Genomic DNA, 18,243 nt, shown 5'->3' with positions numbered 1-18,243 from the left:
GCGCTGCACTTCTTCTTGGGTGCATGGCCAGTGATTGGCATCTGGTTCACGTCCTTGGGCATCAGCACGATGGCGTTCAACCTGAACGGGTTCAACTTCAACCAGTCGATCATTGACTCGCAGGGTCAAGTGATTGGCACCTGGGCAGACGTGCTGAACCGCGCGAACCTGGGAATGGAAGTGATGCACGAGCGCAACGCTCACAACTTCCCCCTTGACCTGGCTGCTGGCGAAGCTGCTCCCGTAGCACTCACCGCTCCTGCAATCCACGGTTAATCTTCAGCTAGTCTCTAGCTAAACCAGAAGCGCTCTCCTCCGGGGGGGCGCTTTTTGCATGGCTGATTTTTTATCCTGACAAGTTTTCTGGGCTGACAAGAGCTGAAATGAGCTTTGATGGAAGAGGAGCGATCGCTCCTGTTTAGTATCTGCAAGTTCCCCTAAAAGTCGCCATTCTACACCTCCAAGATGAACGAAGTTTTAGGTGCTCTGATTATCTGTATTGGTTGTCCACTGCTCGGCGGGCTTCCCCTGATTGGCTGGCTCACCTATGCCCTAACGAGAAAACAACTAGCCAAGATAGGAACGGGCAATGTCAGTGTTTCGGCAGCGTTTTATCATGGCGGGCGTGTTGTAGGAATTTTGGCGGTTCTGTCAGAGGCCTTCAAGGGAATTGCTGCGGTTTTAATTGCTCGCTACTTTTTTTCGCAAGCTTCAGAGTGGGAGCTAATCTCCTTAATAGCCTTAGTTATGGGCCGTTATTGGATGGCGCGGGGAGCAGGCACAACCAACGTGGTTTGGGGCTATGTTGTCCACGATTGGATGGCTTCGTTACTGGTGTTTATTTTGGGGGGCATTGGCTCCACCATTTTGCGGGAAAAGCGCCAAGGCAAGATTTTAGTCTTAGTTTTGTTTCCGCTAATCACTGCTTTATTGCATCCCCAAGAATCTGCTTTAATTGTGGCGGCGATCGCGCTGGGCAGTCTCATGGGGTGGATTTACCGCAAGATTCCTGATGACTTAGACTTAATCCCAGAAGCAGGTCAACCGGAATCCCAAGCAGTGTTTAAGTTTTTTCGCGGCGATCGCGCTCTAGTCTCGCTGAATCGGCCTTTAGAAGCGCAAAAAGTTGGGCAGAAAGCGGCTACCCTCTCGCAATTACTGCGGTGGGGCTATCCAGTTCCGGTAGGTTGGGTGTTGCCACCTGGCGACGATCCAACGCCATTGATTGAGTTTTTGCAGCCTTCCTCCGAAAAACCTTTGGTGGTGCGTTCTTCAGCCGTGGGAGAGGACTCGGAGCTAGCGTCGGCGGCAGGGCAGTACGAAAGTATCTTGAACGTGACGAGTCAGGGAGCGTTGCAGCGGGCGATCGCTCAGTGCTTGGCTTCCTATGACCAGCCAGGAGCCATCCAGTATCGGCGCGATCGCGGATTACCAGAAGCGGCAATGGCGATCCTGGTACAGCAACAAATTCGTGGCGCGTTTTCGGGGGTGGCCTTTAGTCGTGACCCGATCGCTCGGCAGGGTGAGGCAGTCGTAATTGAAGCGCTACCCGGTGAGACGCAACGGATTGTGTCCGGACAGTTTACGCCTGAGCAATATCGGGTTTTGGTGCGTGAAAGCGATTTAGCTCAAGCGGATTCAAACTGGGTGCTTCCCGCTGATTTAGAGCTGCCAGTCGAGGGCACGGGAGATTTGCCGCCCCGCTTAATTCAGCAAGTGGCGTTTTTGGCTAGACATTTAGAGGCTCGCTATCATGGACTGCCGCAAGATATTGAATGGACCTACGATGGGCAGACCTTGTGGCTCTTGCAATCGCGCCCCATCACCACCCTATTACCTATTTGGACTCGCAAGATTGCAGCGGAAGTGATTCCTGGGTTGATTCGTCCCTTAACTTGGTCGATTAATCGGCCTTTGACCTGTGGGGTTTGGGGTGAAATTTTTACCTTGGTGTTGGGTAAGCGATCGCGAGGGCTAGACTTTAATGAAACCGCGACGCTGCATCACTCTCGCGCTTACTTCAACGCCTCTTTGTTAGGGCAAACTTTCCTCCGTATGGGCTTACCTCCTGAGAGCCTGGAGTTTTTGACCAGAGGGGCTAAGTTCAGCAAACCACCCCTAGGCTCCACTTTAGGCAATACACCTGGATTAATGCGGCTGTTACAGCGAGAATGGCAGCTAGACAAAGATTTTCGTTATGACTACCAACGGCAGTTTGCACCCCTCCTAACGACGCTAACGCGAGAACCTGCCGAGACCTTAACCGCTCCCGCCCTCCTAGAGCGCATTGACACCATCTTGCGGGTGTTGAAGCGGGCGACTTATTACAGCATCTTGGCTCCACTAAGTGCAGCGTTACGACAAGCAATTCTCAAGGTTCAGGATGGCGAAATAGACAATAGCAGCACCCCAGAAGTCGCCGCGTTGCGATCGCTGCAAGACATCGCCAATCGTAACCGCCATTTAGTCGCTAACTTGGAAAATTCTGCTCCAACTCCTGAAGTTTTTGACACCTTAGCAGCCCTCCCCAACGGTCAAACTTTGTCTGACCAACTAGCTCAATTTCTCGACACCTATGGTTACTTGAGTGAGGTGGGGACGGATATTGCGGTGCCGACTTGGCGCGAAGACTCTAAACCTGTTTGTGACCTGTTCACCCAGCTTCTGCTCAACCCAACCCCTGTGGGTGAGCCTTTGCCTGCTGAATCGCGATCGCCTGCTTGGAAAGTGCAGCGAGTCCAGCAGCGAGTAAGTTTGAAGGGTCAGGTTACGGAGGTTTATAGCCAACTGCTGGCGGAATTGCGCTGGAGTTTTGTGGCGCTAGAAAAGTTGTGGCTGGAGCAAGGATTGCTGTCAGCAGCAGGCGATATCTTCTTCTTAAAGTTTGAGGAAATTTGGCGGCTGATTCACCAGTCAGATACCGATTTAGCTAGCCAAGTCTCTAGGTTAATTGCAGAACGGCGATCGCAACTGGCCCAAGATAATGAACTGGTAAAAGTGCCCGCTTTGGTCTACGGTAATGACCCACTCACCTTTGTCACCGTCAATAATTGGCAACCTTCGCAAAAGCTGCAAGGCATTGGGGCTAGCCCAGGCCAGGTAGAGGGCCGAGTCAAAGTGTTGCGGAGTTTGCAAGCGATCGCAGAAATCGATCGAGAAACAATTTTGGTGGTGCCGTACACCGATTCTGGCTGGGCACCGCTACTAGCAAGGGCAGGAGGTTTGATTGCGGAAGTGGGAGGGCGCTTGTCTCACGGCGCGATCGTGGCACGGGAGTATGGCATCCCTGCCGTGATGGATGTGCATGATGCGACCCATCAATTGCAAGATGGTCAATGGGTCAGAATTGATGGTCAACGAGGAACCGTAGAAGTCTTATAAAAGTTTTCGAAGACTTGTAATTTTTACTTTTAGGTCGAGATTTCCGCAACCCAACCTTAACTGATCAAGACCGCTTGATATTTCTTTCTATTGCGTTAACAGCATCCAATGCTTTCTTTAGCCCAACTCCTGTTTCTTCACGTAGCTTTTTAATTGCTCCAATCCGATCGCCTGATCTGACTAGATCTTCGACGGTTTCGCTGTAGTCAATTTCCAGCTTGGCCAGAATTAGATCAACTTTTCGCTCTAATCTTGCGAGGCGGGAACTGTCCATTGCATCAGGTGAGCGGCTTTGAATCGCAAAAATACTGGCTAAACTCACCAAAGCCAAACCAATCAGCCAGGGTTCTATCATGTTGAGAAGCTTTTTAATTGAACAAGGCGGCTGTAGGAAAAACCAAATACTCTAAGAAAAAGAGCTTCCAAATGAATTGATAGAAGCTCGCGATCGCTACTTTGTCTGATAAATCAACTCGAAAACTTCGCCACCAAAGTAGACTCAAAGCGGCCAGGTGAGTCATGATTAAAAACTTAGAATTGACGCCTGCTAGGTTAAATAAGCCAGCCAAAACCATGCCAAGATAGCAAGTGGTTAAAACCCAACGAGACAAGTTAAATACTGCTTTTGTCCCGAGCCGAATTGTGAATGTATTGATGTTGTATTGGCGATCGCCATCGATATCAGGAATATCTTTAAAGATCGCGATCGCAAACGTAAATACCAGAACAAATAGCGTCAGCGCCCAAACTGCTGGAGTGATAGTACCTTGGCCTTGAAGCTGCTGGCTAAAGTGTAGAAATAGCCCCAAATTCACGATCACACCCCGCACTGTAAAAATGCACAGCGAGGCCCAAACTGGAAAACGCTTCAGGCGGATGGGTGGTAAAGAGTAAGCAGTGCCGATCGCCAAGCTAATCCCCACTGTACCGAAGAGAAACCAGCCCGAACTGAGGGAAATCAGCAGCGCTAAAGCCCCTGTGAAGAGGACAATAGCCCAACCTTGCGATCGCGAGAATTCCCCGGAAGCGACAGGTAAATGTGGTTTGTTGATCCGGTCAATCTCGACATCTTCTAATTGGTTCAGTCCCACAATGTAGACGTTGCCGCAGAGACAAGCGAGCCAAGCGGCCAACAGTACGCCTAAATGACTAAAGGCAAAGGGAATCGAAGTTGTAGCACTGGCGATCGCGTACAACCCCAGTGCACTCAGGCTCGTGCCAATAATGGTGTGGGGGCGAGAAAACTTCCAGAAAGCATAGAGCCAGGGGGCATACTTTTGGAGGAGATTAATCTGGGCCGACGAAACAGCAGGCTTTTGGGGGGAAATCTGGCTCATGCGTGCCTGAATTGATACACAGGCTTGATTTTAAGCAATCAATGACAATTTTGGCAGCAATCCCTTGATAGAGAGTGGCTGAGCTAGCTTGGCCGCACCTTGCTTGAATCGTTTATTTAGTGCCACATAGCAATCCAAAACGTACTAGCCCCCGCTGATAGCCCCGACTCATCAAATTCAACGCCAGAGCCGCTTGAATTGTCGTCCAACCAGAAAGTAGTAGACCGAAAATGGCATTAGGAGTTAAAGCGGATTCAATCACCTTGTCCCAGAACGGAGCTACTGCATCTGACCAATCGGCAGTCCGAATATTTTGAAACGCAAGTTGGCGGGCGATCGCTTCATACTCTGGCAGCGAAATCACATAAGGCAAGCAATAGACGCGATAAATGTCAGCTAAATGCTGTCGCTCATCTGTGGTCAGTGGGTCGCTGGGCGTGGTGGGGCGGTGACACCAAGTCGCCATAATCAACGTGCCACCTGGTTTCAGCACCCGATAGCATTCCTGCAAGAACTTACGCTTGTCTGGCATGTGCTCTCCGCTTTCCAATGACCAGACAAGATCAAAGGAATTGTCGGCGAAGTCAGTGTTTAAAGCATCCCTGACAAAAAACTGAGCGCTAGGTTGAGTAGGCAAGCTGCTCATGCCTGCCTCACGCGCTCTCTCGGTGGCTCTGGCGGCTTGCACAGGACTTAGAGTGATGCCAGTCGCCGCCGCTTGAAACTTTTGAGCCAAATACAAAGAACTTCCCCCAATCCCGCAACCCGCATCCAAAATCGCTTCTGCCTGTCTAACTTCGGCCCACTTCAGCAACTCCTCTACTAAATCAATCTGGGCTTGGCGGCGTTCTTTGGGTTCCTTGCCATCTAGACCGTAGTAGCCATGATGCATGTGCTCGCCCCAAATCTGCTCCCACAAACCAGAGGAGGCATCATAGAATTGCTGAATTTGTTGGTAGAGGGTCGAGGTCATAGCAGTGTAGCGTTGAATCTAGATCGGAATTAGCCTAGCAGAGCCAGCGATCGCGTCATAACCTCTAGAGGTGGAAAATGTATTTGAAAAAGGAAAAATCTGCATGACGATCTCCAGCGATCTATGGCAAGCAAACCAAGATTTAGCTCAAGCTTGTCTGAAAAATCCTTTTGTCCAGGGCATTGCCGATGGCAGCTTGCCCAAGGAGCTATTTGCTTATTACGTCGGCCAAGATGCTTTTTTTCTAGAAGCATTTGCGCGAGCTTATAATATTGCCGCTGCCAAAGCACCCGATTGGGAAGGGTTTGGGGTGTTTCACACCCTAGCAGGTGGGGTGTTAGAAGAATTGCAACTGCACCAGGGCTATGCCCAAGAGTGGGGCGTGGACTTGCAGGCTATAGAACCTGGAGCCGCTACGCGACGCTATACAGATTTTTTATTGGCAACGGCTTGGAGCGGTGATGCGGGCTTGACCACAGCCGCAATGGTGCCTTGTATGCGCTTGTATACCTTTCTCGGTCAGCAACTTGGAGCTTGCCAAAAGTCTGAGCATACCTATACCACTTGGATTCGCACCTACAGCAGTCTAGAGTTTGACCAATTGGCGCAACAGTTAGAGCAGCTTTGCGATCGCTACACCATCCATCCTGCTCCAGCCCACACCACTTACCGCTATGCCATGCAATGCGAACACGATTTCTTTCAAGCAGCTTGGTCCTATGATGCTTAGATAGTGTGCCAAGATGCAGCTAAACCAGAATCGTACAACGGGTGCCTCAGCAAGCAGTAAGCTCTTAAGCAGCCTTTGTTTTACAGTCCCAACTTAGTTTATTGACGCGATCGCTTCATGACTGTCTCTAGAACTATTTGTCTCGGTTTTCTAGCTGTCATTGCCATAGGAACATTCCTACTAATGCTGCCTTCTTCAACCAGCAGCGGCAATTGGAATGATTTTATTGTGGCTCTGTTTACTGCTACATCAGCTGTTTGCGTCACGGGCCACATCGTGGTGGATACAGGCATTTATTTTTCTACAACGGGGCAAGTGATCCTGCTCGCCTTGGTGCAGATTGGTGGGTTGGGCTACATGACCGCTACCACCTTTCTCTTGCTACTTTTGGGACGACGGTTTGGCCTACGAGACAAAATTGCGCTACAACAGGCGCTCGATCGCCCTGGAATGCAAGGAGTGGCCCAAGTTCTACGCTCCATCGTCGCCCTCACTTTGATCTTTGAACTCACAGGCGCATTTCTACTGCTGCCAGTTTTTGTGCCCGATCACGGTTGGAGCAAGGGATTATGGCTCTCTATTTTCCATAGTATTACCGCTTGGAATAATGCTGGATTTAGCCCCTTTAAGGACAATCTCATTGGCTATCAATCTTCGGTGTTATTGAACATCATTATTCCAGCCTTAATTATCTTTGGTGGTATTGGCTATGAAGTGATTTTTGAGTTGTTTCTGTGGTTGCGCGATCGCTTGTCCAGAAAACCGGAAAAAATTGTTTTTTCCTTAAATTTCAAAGTCGCAACTAGTACTACAGTCATTCTTTTAGTCATTAGTACAATTGCTATATTTTTTACAGAGTTAGGAAATCCAGCCACCCTCGGAGCAATGGATCTCAAGACTAAGATACTCGCAGCTTGGTTTCAAGCCGTAACACCGCGTACTGTAGGTTTCAATACCGTTGATATTGGCAAAATGACGACTGCCAGCTTATTTATCATGATCGTCCTCATGTTTATTGGAGGTAGTCCAGGCGGTACCGCAGGCGGCATTAAAACTACCACTTTACGAGTTTTAACTAGTTGTACCCGAGCGATCTTACAAGGCAAAGAAGAAGCGACTTTATATGAGCGGCAAATTCCTGTTTCGCTCATTCTCAAAGCAGTGGGAGTTTCGGTTGGTTCACTCGCTGCCGTCATGATTATGACTACTTTAATTGCCATCACTGACACACACGTAGAATTTATTCAAATTCTGTTTGAGGTGATGTCAGGTTTTGGCACAGTCGGTCTCTCCACCGGGATTACGGCAGGTCTTTCCACCTTTGCTAAATTAGTTTTAATCGCCAGCATGTATCTCGGTCGAGTTGGGGTATTGCTGCTAATCGGCGCAATTTTAGGTGACCCCAATCCGAGTACTATCCGTTATCCAGAAGAAAACTTACTCGTAGGGTAGGTTTCTGTAACAAAATAGGGTGGGATTTCCGGAGCAGATTTGTACCCGAAATCTTGATAATTTAAAGAGTTGTGGATTCCAAATCAGATTTTGGCGCTTAGCGCCTGAGGTTAATTCGTGAATTTATCCTATCTGAGCTTCTTTCGCAGCTTACGAACCGAGAATAAGCAATTTGCTGTCATTGGTTTGGGGCGCTTTGGTCGAGCTGTTTGTGCATCTCTGCATCGTATGGGGTACGAAGCACTAGGGATTGACTCGGATGAAAAGCGGGTGGCTCAGATTCTGACAGACCAGCTAGCAGCTCATGCAATACAGTTAGATTCAACTGAGGTTGCTGCTTTGAAAGAAGCAGGGGTTTTTGAGTTCGATACCGTGATTGTCGCGATCGGCAATTATGTAGAAGAAAGCGTGATTACTACTATGAACCTGAAAGAGGCAGGGGTGCCCCATGTGGTCGCCAAGGCTTCTTCCGAAATTCATGAAAAGCTGCTGCGAAAAGTTGGCGCGGATCATGTAGTTTTTCCAGAGCATGAAATGGGCTGTGCCTTGGCGCGATCGCTGACGAAACCGGGCATTCTCGATCGCTTCGAGCTTGATCCCGACAACAGCATCGTGGAAGTGATTGTTCCTGAAGACTTTGACAGTAAAACGATTTCCGATCTGAGGTTGCGGAGTCGTTTTGGCCTCAACTTGTTGGCAGTTAGCTACAACGGCAAGTTTGAGATCAACCCCGAACCTAACCGCCGCCTCCGCAAGGGTGAAGCAATGGTGGTGATTGGTTCTAATAAGGGAATTGATCAACTACCAATCTAACTTCAAGTTCTGATGGCATTGCATCTTCAAGCGGGTCGGGAAGAATAAAGAGCATTGCTCCATTTTTGCTACCGACATCATGCTTGTATTTTTCATGCACGGAGTTGCCACCCGCAACGTGCAGTATGCCGATTCCTTACAGAGCTTGATTCGAGAAGAGTTTAGCCAACAACAAGTAGCTTTGCCGCTCTTTTATGCGAGCTTTTGGGGTGATGTCTTAAATGACGTTGGCAAACTCTGGAATGCGGTGCATCAAAACTTGCAAGCCTTTCAGTCAGCCAATCCTCAGGTTGATGCTCAAGCCGTATTTCGCTATCAAAACTTCAGAAAGGGCTTCTTTTCTGAATTTGTCGGTGATGCTTTCACCTATCTCAATTCAGAGCGCGGCATCAAGATTAGAAAATTAATTGCGGAACAGCTCTCTGATTTCATCAGCCGTAATCCAAACGAGACAGAGTTACACATCGTTTCCCATTCGCTGGGTACGGTTGTTTTGTGGGACGCTTTATTTTCTGAAAGATTTCATTCGGACGATCCAGCCTTTGAGATTCGATCGCTGATTCAGGGGCATCACATCTCCGATTTTCAGTCAGAATCTTCTCAGCAAAAACTGCAATTAAAAAGCATCACCACAATGGGTTCTCCCATCGCTTTCTTTAACATCATGCTGGGCATTCAGCCTGAACAGGTGAAAGCTTTAGTGAGCCAATATAGCGATCGCGGCTTGAGATGGAGCAATCTGATCCATGCTTCTGACGTCATCGCTTATCCTTTGCAACCCTGCCTTAATCCAGACTTGTCTTGGAAGCTAACCCTTCAGGATCACTATTTGCAAACTGAGGCCAACCCTACAGAGACCGCTGTCCGGAATTTTGTCAGCTCGGATCTGGTCAATCGAGTTGCTAAGGTGGCAGGCTTAGTTAATCCTGGTGTTCAAATCGCGATCGACCATGCGCCAATGGTAGCAGGGGCAGGAGATGCCCATATCAATTACTGGAGCTGCCCTGAAGTGGCCCGTTTAGTTGTTGACAATCTTCTGGCAAGCTCACCCAAACCTTCAGGAACATCCAGCTTGATGCAAACCGCGATCGCCCAGCTCCAACAAGTTCCTGGCATGACTCAGAATTTTCTTCCAACAGGCCAGTTTTTGGAGGAAACCCTCTCAGAACTAAAGTTCAGGGATCGCAGCGGTAGCCTACAACTTACAAAAAACCCTGCTGGCGTGCATCATGTTTGTATTTTTAACGCTCAAAATGTGGCTCAATTTAGAGGATATGTCGGCTGGCTCCATACTTCAGGCTTGAAGCAAGCTGTGGAGTTTATTAGAAGCAGTTGTTGCTAAGGTTCAGGCCTGAACGCATGATGCACGTAATTGGTTTAATGAGCGGCACCTCCGTAGACGGTATCGATGCTGCCTTAGTCGAAATCTCCGGTTTAGAAACCGACTTGCAAGTCAAATTGCTAGCTGGAGCAACTTATCCCTATCCCGAAACTTTGCGATCGCAGATCCTCACGGTGGGTGCAGGCGAACCAATCTCAATGGCAGAATTTGCCGCCCTAGATGACGCGATCGCTGAGCAATTTGCTCAAGCCGCTTTAGCCATTCAAGCAGGTTACACTCCAGCAGAATTGATTGGCTCGCATGGGCAAACCGTCTATCATCGACCACCACAAACAAATCAAAGAAGAAACGACAAAGTCGTTTCTTCCTCACCGCTTGGCTACAGTCTCCAGCTCGGTCGAGGAGCCGCGATCGCTCACCTGACTGGAATTTCTACCGTGAGCAATTTTCGAGTGGCTGACATTGCTGCGGGAGGGCAGGGAGCGCCGCTGGTGCCACGAGTGGATGCTTACTTGCTGAGCCACGCTACCCAGAGCCGCTGTGTGCAGAATATCGGTGGCATTGGCAATGTCACTTATTTACCAGCCAGAAGTACAGTTAACTGGGAGCAACAAGTTCGAGGTTGGGATACAGGTCCTGGCAATATGCTGCTGGATTTGGCCGTGCAGCAACTTTCCCAGGGAGCTAAAACTTACGACCAAGACGGGGCTTGGGCCGCCACCGGAACCCCTTGCCAAGCTTTGGTAGAGCAGTGGCTCCAACAAGATTTTTTTCAGCAAGCGCCGCCCAAATCAACCGGACGGGAATTATTTGGACTGGATTACCTAAAAGACTGTTTTGCTGATGCTGGACGTTATCAGCTGAGTGATGCTGATTTTCTCGCCACCTTAACGGAACTTACTGCACGTTCGATCGCTCATAGTTATGGGGCTTTTTTGCCGCAGCTTCCTGCTCAAGTGCTCCTTTGTGGCGGTGGCAGTCGCAACTTGTATCTCAAGCAACGATTGCAAGTGCATTTGCCTTCTGCGTCCGTGATCACCACCGATGAGGTTGGTTTAAGTGCAGACTTCAAGGAGGCAATCGCCTTTGCTGTGCTCGCTTACTGGCGACACCACGGCATACCCGGAAATTTGCCACAAGTCACGGGGGCGGCAAAAGCGATCGCTCTAGGGGAAATCCATCTTGTGACGACCTCCGGGCGTGATAGCATAGAGTCCCATCCGCATTAGCATGGCGAAACGCAATACAAGTAAGGAATAGCGCTGTGGCTCACACCTTTCTAATGGAGGCAGGACGCTGGACGCTACAGGGCAATTGGCTGGAGCGTGATGGGTTGCCGATCTTGGTTAAAGGCAAGACCTTAGTCGGCTGGAGCCGAGATAATTGGTACACAATGGTGACCAAGTTGGTATTTCCAGGCTCCGAACGCGAAGATATCTCACTACAATATCGGGGCCGCTTAGATGCGGGCGAGCGGCAGTATACCTTTGTGCTCCAACACAGTTTGCTGGGGCGGGTCGAGGGCGAAGGCTGGATTGCACCGGAGTCCATTGTGCAACGGTATTGGGTTCTCGGCGATCGCCAGCGGCGTAGTGGGTTTGAAACCCTACATTGTCTCGATCCAGAGCGTTACTATCTCTCTAGCGGCATCATGGCAGGTCACTATCTCACTAGCACGATGGAAGTCACACTGGAGCGGCAACCAGAGCAGTAACGGCTGTCTCACAGGTCTATTGGCTTGGGTACTCTTAAGTGATAATCCTTTACTTGAGCTTTTAATGAAGCAAGACCGCCAGCCGACTCCTGACTGTAACTAAGCCTCTGCTAGAGAAAAGGCTCAGACCGCTAGAATAGCTTTACGTAAGCTTTACGGAATTTCTAATTCGTTCTCGATAGGTAAGTTCAAACTACTGAGCGGTCAGCAACTTTGCGCCTGACCTAGGTAGTTTTATTGAGCCTGCTTGAATTCTCAACCGCAAGATTAAGAGATGTCTGCCCTCTTCTCAAGGGTTGGCTTCCGTATCTTTAAATTTACTCAGAGACTAATAACCCTAGTGTATGCCTGTGATTGGTAAGCCGTGGCAGAAATAAGTTACGTTCCTGTTGATTTAACTCAGAGTCGTCAGTTGTGCTGCAACCGACGCAGATCTACTGGCACCGCGAGAAACGGAGTTTCAATCGATGTCAGACCCTAATCTGGGCCGCTTATTAAACGACCGTTATCAACTAGCAGAGTTGATTGGTAAAGGCGCGATGGGCCGAGTGTATCGGGCTCAAGACGTTTTGCTGGGAGATGTACCAGTTGCAGTAAAGTTTTTGGCCCGCACCCTCCTCAACCAGAAAATGCGGGATCGCTTCAAAAGTGAGGCTAGGACTTGTGCGTTGCTGGGGCAGAAAACCATGCACATCGTGCGAGTCATGGACTATGGCGTTGACGATGATGAAGTGCCCTTCTACGTGATGGAGTATTTGCAGGGAGAGAGCTTGAGCGATGTGATTCGGACACGATCGCTAGTTCTACCTCGGTTTCTCAGCATATCTCGCCAAATTTGTCTGGGTTTACAGTGTGCTCACCACGATGGAGTGATTCACCGAGATATCAAGCCCGGGAATATTCTCGTGAGTCATGACACGAGTATTGGTGAACTCGTAAAAATCCTAGATTTCGGAATTGCTCGCCTCTTGCAAACTGATAATGGCCAAACCAACTCCTTCATGGGCACGCTGGCTTACTCTTCGCCAGAGCAAATGGAGGGCAAAGAGCTAGATAGCCGCTCTGACATCTATAGCTTAGGCATCATGATGTATGAGATGCTAACGGGCCGCTTGCCGTTGCAGGCTGAAACTCATACCTTTGGTAGCTGGTACAAAGCTCACCATTTTCAACTCCCGCGCTCATTTGATGCCATTACCCCTAGCCTGAAGCTGCCTAAAGCGTTAGAAAACTTGGTGATGAGCTGTTTGGCTAAATCCCCGAACGATCGCCCTCAGAGTGCAGCAGAAGTTCTCAAAGCCTTAGAGCCTTTAGAAGAACGCTTTGGTCCCGGCAGACAGATGGGTCATCGGATTGAAGCTGTGCTCTCAAAGTTTCAAGGGGTCACTGATAGCAAGCACCAAGACTCAGTCTCCCCCGATGAATTCTGCAAACTTACTTCTTGGCCGAAAAGTAAACCCCTGGCTGAAATCGTTTTTGCTCAACCGTTGAAAACCAGTGATGAGGTTTTGGCAACACTATGGGTGATGATGCCTAAACAAGAAATTCAGCGGCGGTTACTAGCAACCCGGTATAACCAGTTCATGTTTATGCTGGCTCCTCATCCGATGCTGCTGTGGCTGACTGCCCTGCATAATCGGGAGCATGGGCCTCGCTGGTTACCTTGCTACTTAGACTTAAAAACGCCACAAGGCCAACAAATGACTCGGCTACTCGCAGAAAATGGCTTGTATCGCCTGTTGTTTTTTGCCTTGGAAGAACCTCAACGATGCGTGACTGTGATGAGTTCTAAGATTGCTGACTTACAGCGCGATCGCTTGCGAGAATGGGCTGATATTAGCCGAACTTTTGTCTCCACTGCCCAACCCAATAATACTAAGACTCTCCTCAAACAAGAGCTTGAGAAGGTTAAACCCAAAATCTTAATGAAACTGGAGGAACGCTAACAGCTAACGACTCAAGGACGGGTGGGGGGAAAAAATAATACTGGATGCCAACTGCGCCGCAAGATTTCCCCGGCAAAGCTAGGAGCCGACCATTCAATTAAGCGGCCTAGACTACCCGATGATACGGCGATCGCACTGATATCAAACGAGGATGCTACTTCCAGAATCTGGGTCACTGAGTTGCCTGAGCGTACCTCAGTCTGCACTTGCAGATTCAGGTTGGCTAAAGCTGCTTGAGGTGCTGCCAGCAGTTCAGCAATTTCCTGATCCTGATTGCTCTTTCTCAGTTCTTTACGGCCACTATCACTGACTACCCAGCAAAGCACACATTGCTCTAAGGCTTTAGTAGGTTGGTTTTGGCAGTGCTGCTCAATTTGTTGAACCAAATATTTAGCGGGGCCGCTGCCATCATAAGGCAATAACAAACAACGAAATAGATGGCGACAGCGCAAATCTAGTTCTTCAGAGGTATAGGCCGAAATCAGTTGGGGTCGTAATACCAGCAAAGGCGTCTTGGTTCGCTGTGCCAAGCCCACGGTCGTGCTACCAAAGAGCTTTTCATTTAATAAGCTACGAGTTGGGGTACCCAAAATGATGACATCTGACTGGTAGGTTTTAGCGACCTTGAGAATCGTGTCGATCGCTCGTCCTGACTGCACTTCAACTTTAACTTCAACTCCATCAGGCACCTGCTGTAAGGCCACTGCTAAGCGATCGCGAGCTTGATTGACTTTTTCCGTGTCTTCTCGCGGAATCTCGCCTTCTTCCCACAGCGCTGTCACATGCAGAAACACAATCTGTTGCATTCCCCCAGCGGCTAAGCTAGGCACAAAGTTAGCCAAGCGCTGAATGTTGTCGGAGAAGTCGGTGCAAATTAAAGGACGTTGGAACATAAGTGAGGAGGTGAGAGGATCTGAAGCGCAACTCTCCTAATTAAGCACTTAACTCCAAAGACATCCAATTAAATTTGTGAAAATTTCAGCGATTAAATCTGACTAGCTCAAAATTTTGGCCAAGCTAGATCAGCTAATTTTTTCTGATTCTGGTAGCAAAGCAGCAAAGCTTTGGATGCGGCTGGCTGACTCAGATAAATTATGTCCTCAAGCGGTTATTCTTACGAGCCACATAATCTGACTGCAACAACGCCGTTGATTAAAACTTATAGCTCTAAATTGGCAACTCAAATTAGTGTTTGAGTTTTTCGAGCTTGGTAAAGCGGGTTCGACGCCCCACGACCCCAGCTTCTTTCCCACGTTGGAACAAAGCAAGAGATAGAGGTCGCCCTACCCCGACGAGGCATTAACTACACTTGAGGACCCGGTTCCAAGCCCCACTGATGCTTCAGGAAGTGCTTGTACATGGTCTCGCGCATCATCATTTGCTTGTAGAGGTCAATCAGGAAATTCTGAGCTTGCTCGCGGCTCATTTGTTGAACCTGAGTTTCAAAAGAGCGGATATTGAATTGTTGTTCGAGGGAAAGTTCGATGGGCTGGTTCATATGTAACTCCAAAGTAAGAGAGAGGAGAGTACAGCGAATCTGGAAAAGCAGTATTGCTCTGTGAGCTACTTATTCTCTTCAACTGCTTTGCCTGCAAATCCAGTCACCCTGTATTAAAAAAGATAACAATTGTTTGACAAAGTGCACATACCCCTACTGAGGTAACTTAGCTCTAATGTTAGCTATCCCTGACGAAGTAGGTTTTCCAGGATACACATACTACCTTCTACACCAAATAACGGGTTGGAGTATTTTTATCAGGTTACAAATTGTAAAAATGCTCAAAATGAACTAATTTTGTGATATTGCTCAATTTAGAGAAAGCCTAAAACAGCGACCAATGCCCACGTCTTAGCCCAAAGGTCAAGTAGATGGGCGATCGCGGCGATCGCAAAGCTGGACAAATCATTATTTGCCCTAACAAAAATTTCCTTTAAAGCTGAGTAAAGCTGAAGCGTTACGAACCCTGGGTCGGTGGGTCGGGATGGTTGAAGCCATCGAGGGTCACTAGCACTACAGTGATGTTGTCTCGTCCACCCTTGTCTTTTGCAGCGTTGACTAGTGCTGCCGCTGCCTTCTCGGAGGCTCGGATTGCCTTGAGGTGCGCGGCGATCGAGTGGTCGGAGAGTTCTTCGGTGAGGCCATCACTGCACAGCAACAGGCGATCGCCCGGTTGTACCTCTAGAGCTTGAATATCCATCTGGCGTAAATCTTCACGCCCTAAACACTGGGACAAAACATGTCGCCAAGGATGATTCCGCGCCTGCTCTGGAGTCAAATCCCCCCCTTTCAGAGCTTTGGCAACCCAAGTGTGATCCTCTGTGATCTGCTCAATTTTGGGGCCGCGCAAACGGTAAAGCCGAGAGTCACCAATATGGGCGCACCAAGGTTGCTCGTCCCCATCTCGAAAGATCACCACAACCACAGTTGTTCCCATATCGGAACGTTCTGGGTGGCTTTGCTGGTCTTGCAAAATGGCTTGGTTAGCCTCTAGCAGTGCTGCTTCTAGTAAGGCGGGTGACGAATCTAGCGAAGGCCAATATTGCTCTAGATAGAATTGAATTGCTTGAGTGGCAATGCGGCTCGCTTCCTGACCGCCAGCATGCCCTCCCATGCCATCCGCCACAATAAAAAATCGACCCTCAGGGTCAATGTAGTAAGCATCCTGATTTACGGAACGAAGGAGTCCCGGATCGGTCAGACCCGTGAAGAGGCGTTTCATAAATTGGCTGCTTTTACCTGAAAGTCAAAAAACATTACAGCATCCGATCGAAGCGATCGAGGCGCATCAACAGGCGGATCAGGGCAAAGGCGAGGGCGGCAGCACCAACAGCAACCAGCAACGCCAGCCAGACATGACCGCTAACATACAAGATTGTGGCTGAAAGTGTAAAGGCACTGACCAACAACGTGTAGTTAGTTCCTATATTAACGCTGCTGAGACGGCGAATGACCCGATCCGTTTCAGTGGAGCGAACCCGGACTCGTAAATCGCCCCGTTCCAGTTTTTCTAGCGTATCTTCAATGCGGCGTGGTAAGCCAAAAGCCGTGCTGCCCACTTGAGCCGCTTGACGACCTAATTCGCTCAGGATGCTGCTTTCTGGAGAACTGTTGCCATTAGACATAATCTGCATCGCAAAAGGTCTTGCGACCTCCATGAAGTTAAAGTCTGGGTCTAACCCTTTACCCACTCCTTCAAGTGTAGAGAAAGCTCGCATCACAAAGGTGAAGGTAGCTGGAAAGCGAAAGGGCTGGTCGTAAGCAATCTCGTACAAGTCGTCACTGATGTCACTGACCGATTGATTCTCAAACGGTTGATCCATAAAGTGATCCAGCATGTACTGAACCGAGCGGCGCACAGGCCCCATGTCATCCACTGGAGACAAAGCGCCCAGTGCTACTAAAGAAGTGACCACGCGATCGGCATCTTTTTGAGCAATGCCAAAAAACGTATCGAGTAGCTTCTCGCGAGTAATGGGCTGAATGCGGCCCATCATGCCGAAATCGTAGAAGATTAACGAGCCGTCGGGACTAACGGCAATATTACCGGGATGCGGATCGGCATGAAAAAAGCCATCATTCAGCAGTTGTTGCAGATAAGCTCTTGCTCCCAATTGCGCTAAATTCCGGCGATCGAGCCCTGCCGCTTCGATGGCTTCATAGTGGCTAATTTTGATACCAGGAGCATATTCTAGAGTTATTACCCGGGGAGAAGTGTAACGCCAGTAAACCCGTGGCACAGACACCCAATCCTCGTTGCGGAAGTTACGCCGAAATGTATCTGCGTTACGCCCCTCGTTGAGGTAATCGATTTCTTCCCAAAGAATCCGACAACACTCCTCGTAAATGCCTAGCCAATCTCGGCCTCGACCCCACTCCGGATGGTTTTGGAAGTAACGGGTAATCCCTTTGAGAATTTGTAAATCGATTTCAAATAACTGTCGCAAAGCTGGACGTTGCACTTTAGCAACGACTTCTTCGCCAGAGTGCAACTGGGCTTTATGGACTTGACCCAAGCTAGCCGCTGCCAGGGGAATCGGGTCAAAGCTACGGTAAAGCTCATGCACCTGTTTCCCTAAGTCCTTCTCAATAATGGCTTCAACTTGCTCGTAGCTGAAGGCAGGCACTCGGTCTTGGAGCTTGGACAACTCCTCGACGTATTCAGAGGGAAACAAATCGGCTCGCGTTGAGAACAACTGTCCGATTTTAATAAAGGTTGGCCCCAAATCTAGTAGGGTTTCTCGAATCCAAATTGCTTGATTTCGCCGTCTGACCGCCTTTTTAGCTTCAGTCATACCCCCGCGGTAGCTCCAAGCTTTGTCATTGAGCCACAGCGAGGTCAGCAGGGTGAGAACAAAAGACCAAATGTCTACAAAGCGACGACGACGAGAGTACTTGTCGCGACTCCAGCGGTAGACTTTTTCCTTACGGGTGCCTCGGCGGAGCCACCCTGTAATCGTCATGTGCTCCTTAGATTCCGGAAGACTAAGAGGATCATCAAAAAGGGCAGACACTTGGATTCCTAAATCAGCTTTTAAATTTGGCAGCCTAAGCAAA

The 18,243-nt window shown here is 49.1% G+C and carries 15 protein-coding genes and 1 pseudogene; 9 read left to right on the top strand and 7 right to left on the bottom strand.

Features of this window, described 5'->3' with window-relative positions; genetic code table 11:
* Together NDA01_RS13830 and NDA01_RS13825 are read left to right on the top strand one after the other, a co-directional pair.
* Positions 1–276: pseudogene (locus NDA01_RS13830) on the top strand (photosystem II q(b) protein); the annotation flags it as partial.
* Positions 277–465: 189 nt separating this feature from the next.
* A complete protein-coding gene (locus NDA01_RS13825) occupies positions 466–3,381 on the top strand; it encodes a glycerol-3-phosphate acyltransferase (RefSeq protein WP_348228378.1) in 2,916 nt (971 codons plus the stop codon).
* A 64-nt stretch (positions 3,382–3,445) separates the two neighbouring features.
* On the opposite strand, the gene NDA01_RS13820 is transcribed toward NDA01_RS13825, so the two are convergent.
* The 3 genes from NDA01_RS13820 to NDA01_RS13810 all read right to left on the bottom strand — a co-directional run bounded on the left by NDA01_RS13820 (position 3,446) and on the right by NDA01_RS13810 (position 5,691).
* A complete protein-coding gene (locus NDA01_RS13820) occupies positions 3,446–3,736 on the bottom strand; it encodes a hypothetical protein (protein ID WP_348228377.1) in 291 nt (96 codons plus the stop codon).
* Between the two features lie 13 nt (positions 3,737–3,749).
* Positions 3,750–4,718 carry a homogentisate phytyltransferase gene (locus tag NDA01_RS13815; RefSeq protein WP_348228376.1) on the bottom strand — a complete coding sequence of 323 codons (969 nt, stop codon included), beginning with the start codon at positions 4,716–4,718 and terminating at the stop codon, positions 3,750–3,752.
* A gap of 112 nt (positions 4,719–4,830) precedes the next feature.
* Positions 4,831–5,691, bottom strand: coding sequence for a methyltransferase domain-containing protein (locus tag NDA01_RS13810; RefSeq protein ID WP_348228375.1), 861 nt, complete (start codon positions 5,689–5,691; stop codon positions 4,831–4,833).
* Positions 5,692–5,794: 103 nt separating this feature from the next.
* Here NDA01_RS13810 and NDA01_RS13805 point away from each other — a divergent pair, with 103 nt between their 5' ends.
* The 7 genes from NDA01_RS13805 (at position 5,795) to NDA01_RS13775 (ending at position 13,688) form a co-directional block, all read left to right on the top strand.
* Positions 5,795–6,421 (top strand): TenA family protein, encoded by a 627-nt coding sequence (locus tag NDA01_RS13805; RefSeq protein ID WP_348228374.1) that lies wholly within the window; start codon positions 5,795–5,797, stop codon positions 6,419–6,421.
* 117 nt (positions 6,422–6,538) lie between these two features.
* Positions 6,539–7,873 (top strand): TrkH family potassium uptake protein, encoded by a 1,335-nt coding sequence (locus NDA01_RS13800; protein WP_348228373.1) that lies wholly within the window; start codon positions 6,539–6,541, stop codon positions 7,871–7,873.
* A gap of 117 nt (positions 7,874–7,990) precedes the next feature.
* Positions 7,991–8,686: an NAD-binding protein gene (locus NDA01_RS13795; RefSeq protein ID WP_190433367.1), complete on the top strand. Its 696-nt coding sequence runs from the start codon at positions 7,991–7,993 to the stop codon at positions 8,684–8,686.
* A 79-nt stretch (positions 8,687–8,765) separates the two neighbouring features.
* Positions 8,766–10,028 (top strand): DDHD family phospholipase, encoded by a 1,263-nt coding sequence (locus NDA01_RS13790; protein WP_348228372.1) that lies wholly within the window; start codon positions 8,766–8,768, stop codon positions 10,026–10,028.
* Between the two features lie 17 nt (positions 10,029–10,045).
* A complete protein-coding gene (locus tag NDA01_RS13785) occupies positions 10,046–11,257 on the top strand; it encodes an anhydro-N-acetylmuramic acid kinase (RefSeq protein WP_348228371.1) in 1,212 nt (403 codons plus the stop codon).
* A gap of 35 nt (positions 11,258–11,292) precedes the next feature.
* The gene (locus tag NDA01_RS13780; protein WP_190433359.1) at positions 11,293–11,742 is read left to right on the top strand and encodes a hypothetical protein; all 450 of its coding nucleotides are present in this window, start codon (positions 11,293–11,295) and stop codon (positions 11,740–11,742) included.
* 467 nt (positions 11,743–12,209) lie between these two features.
* The gene (locus NDA01_RS13775) at positions 12,210–13,688 is read left to right on the top strand and encodes a serine/threonine-protein kinase (RefSeq protein WP_348228370.1); all 1,479 of its coding nucleotides are present in this window, start codon (positions 12,210–12,212) and stop codon (positions 13,686–13,688) included.
* Positions 13,689–13,699: 11 nt separating this feature from the next.
* Here NDA01_RS13775 and NDA01_RS13770 read toward each other — a convergent pair whose 3' ends face one another.
* The 4 genes from NDA01_RS13770 to NDA01_RS13755 form a co-directional block, all read right to left on the bottom strand.
* The gene (locus NDA01_RS13770) at positions 13,700–14,581 is read right to left on the bottom strand and encodes a universal stress protein (protein ID WP_348228369.1); all 882 of its coding nucleotides are present in this window, start codon (positions 14,579–14,581) and stop codon (positions 13,700–13,702) included.
* A gap of 410 nt (positions 14,582–14,991) precedes the next feature.
* Positions 14,992–15,186, bottom strand: a complete 195-nt coding sequence (locus NDA01_RS13765) for an NblA/ycf18 family protein (RefSeq protein WP_190433354.1) — start codon at positions 15,184–15,186, stop codon at positions 14,992–14,994.
* Positions 15,187–15,643: 457 nt separating this feature from the next.
* Positions 15,644–16,408, bottom strand: coding sequence for a PP2C family protein-serine/threonine phosphatase (locus tag NDA01_RS13760; protein ID WP_348228368.1), 765 nt, complete (start codon positions 16,406–16,408; stop codon positions 15,644–15,646).
* Between the two features lie 34 nt (positions 16,409–16,442).
* On the bottom strand, positions 16,443–18,200 hold the full coding sequence (locus tag NDA01_RS13755) for an ABC1 kinase family protein (protein ID WP_431193401.1): 1,758 nt from the start codon (positions 18,198–18,200) through the stop codon (positions 16,443–16,445).
* Positions 18,201–18,243 lie beyond the last annotated feature (43 nt).

Source organism: Trichocoleus desertorum AS-A10, assembly GCF_039962155.1.
Classification (GTDB): Bacteria; Cyanobacteriota; Cyanobacteriia; order FACHB-46; family FACHB-46; genus Trichocoleus.
The sequence above is the reverse complement of the archived record's forward strand: the minus strand, read 5'-3'. Positions and strand labels throughout refer to the sequence as shown.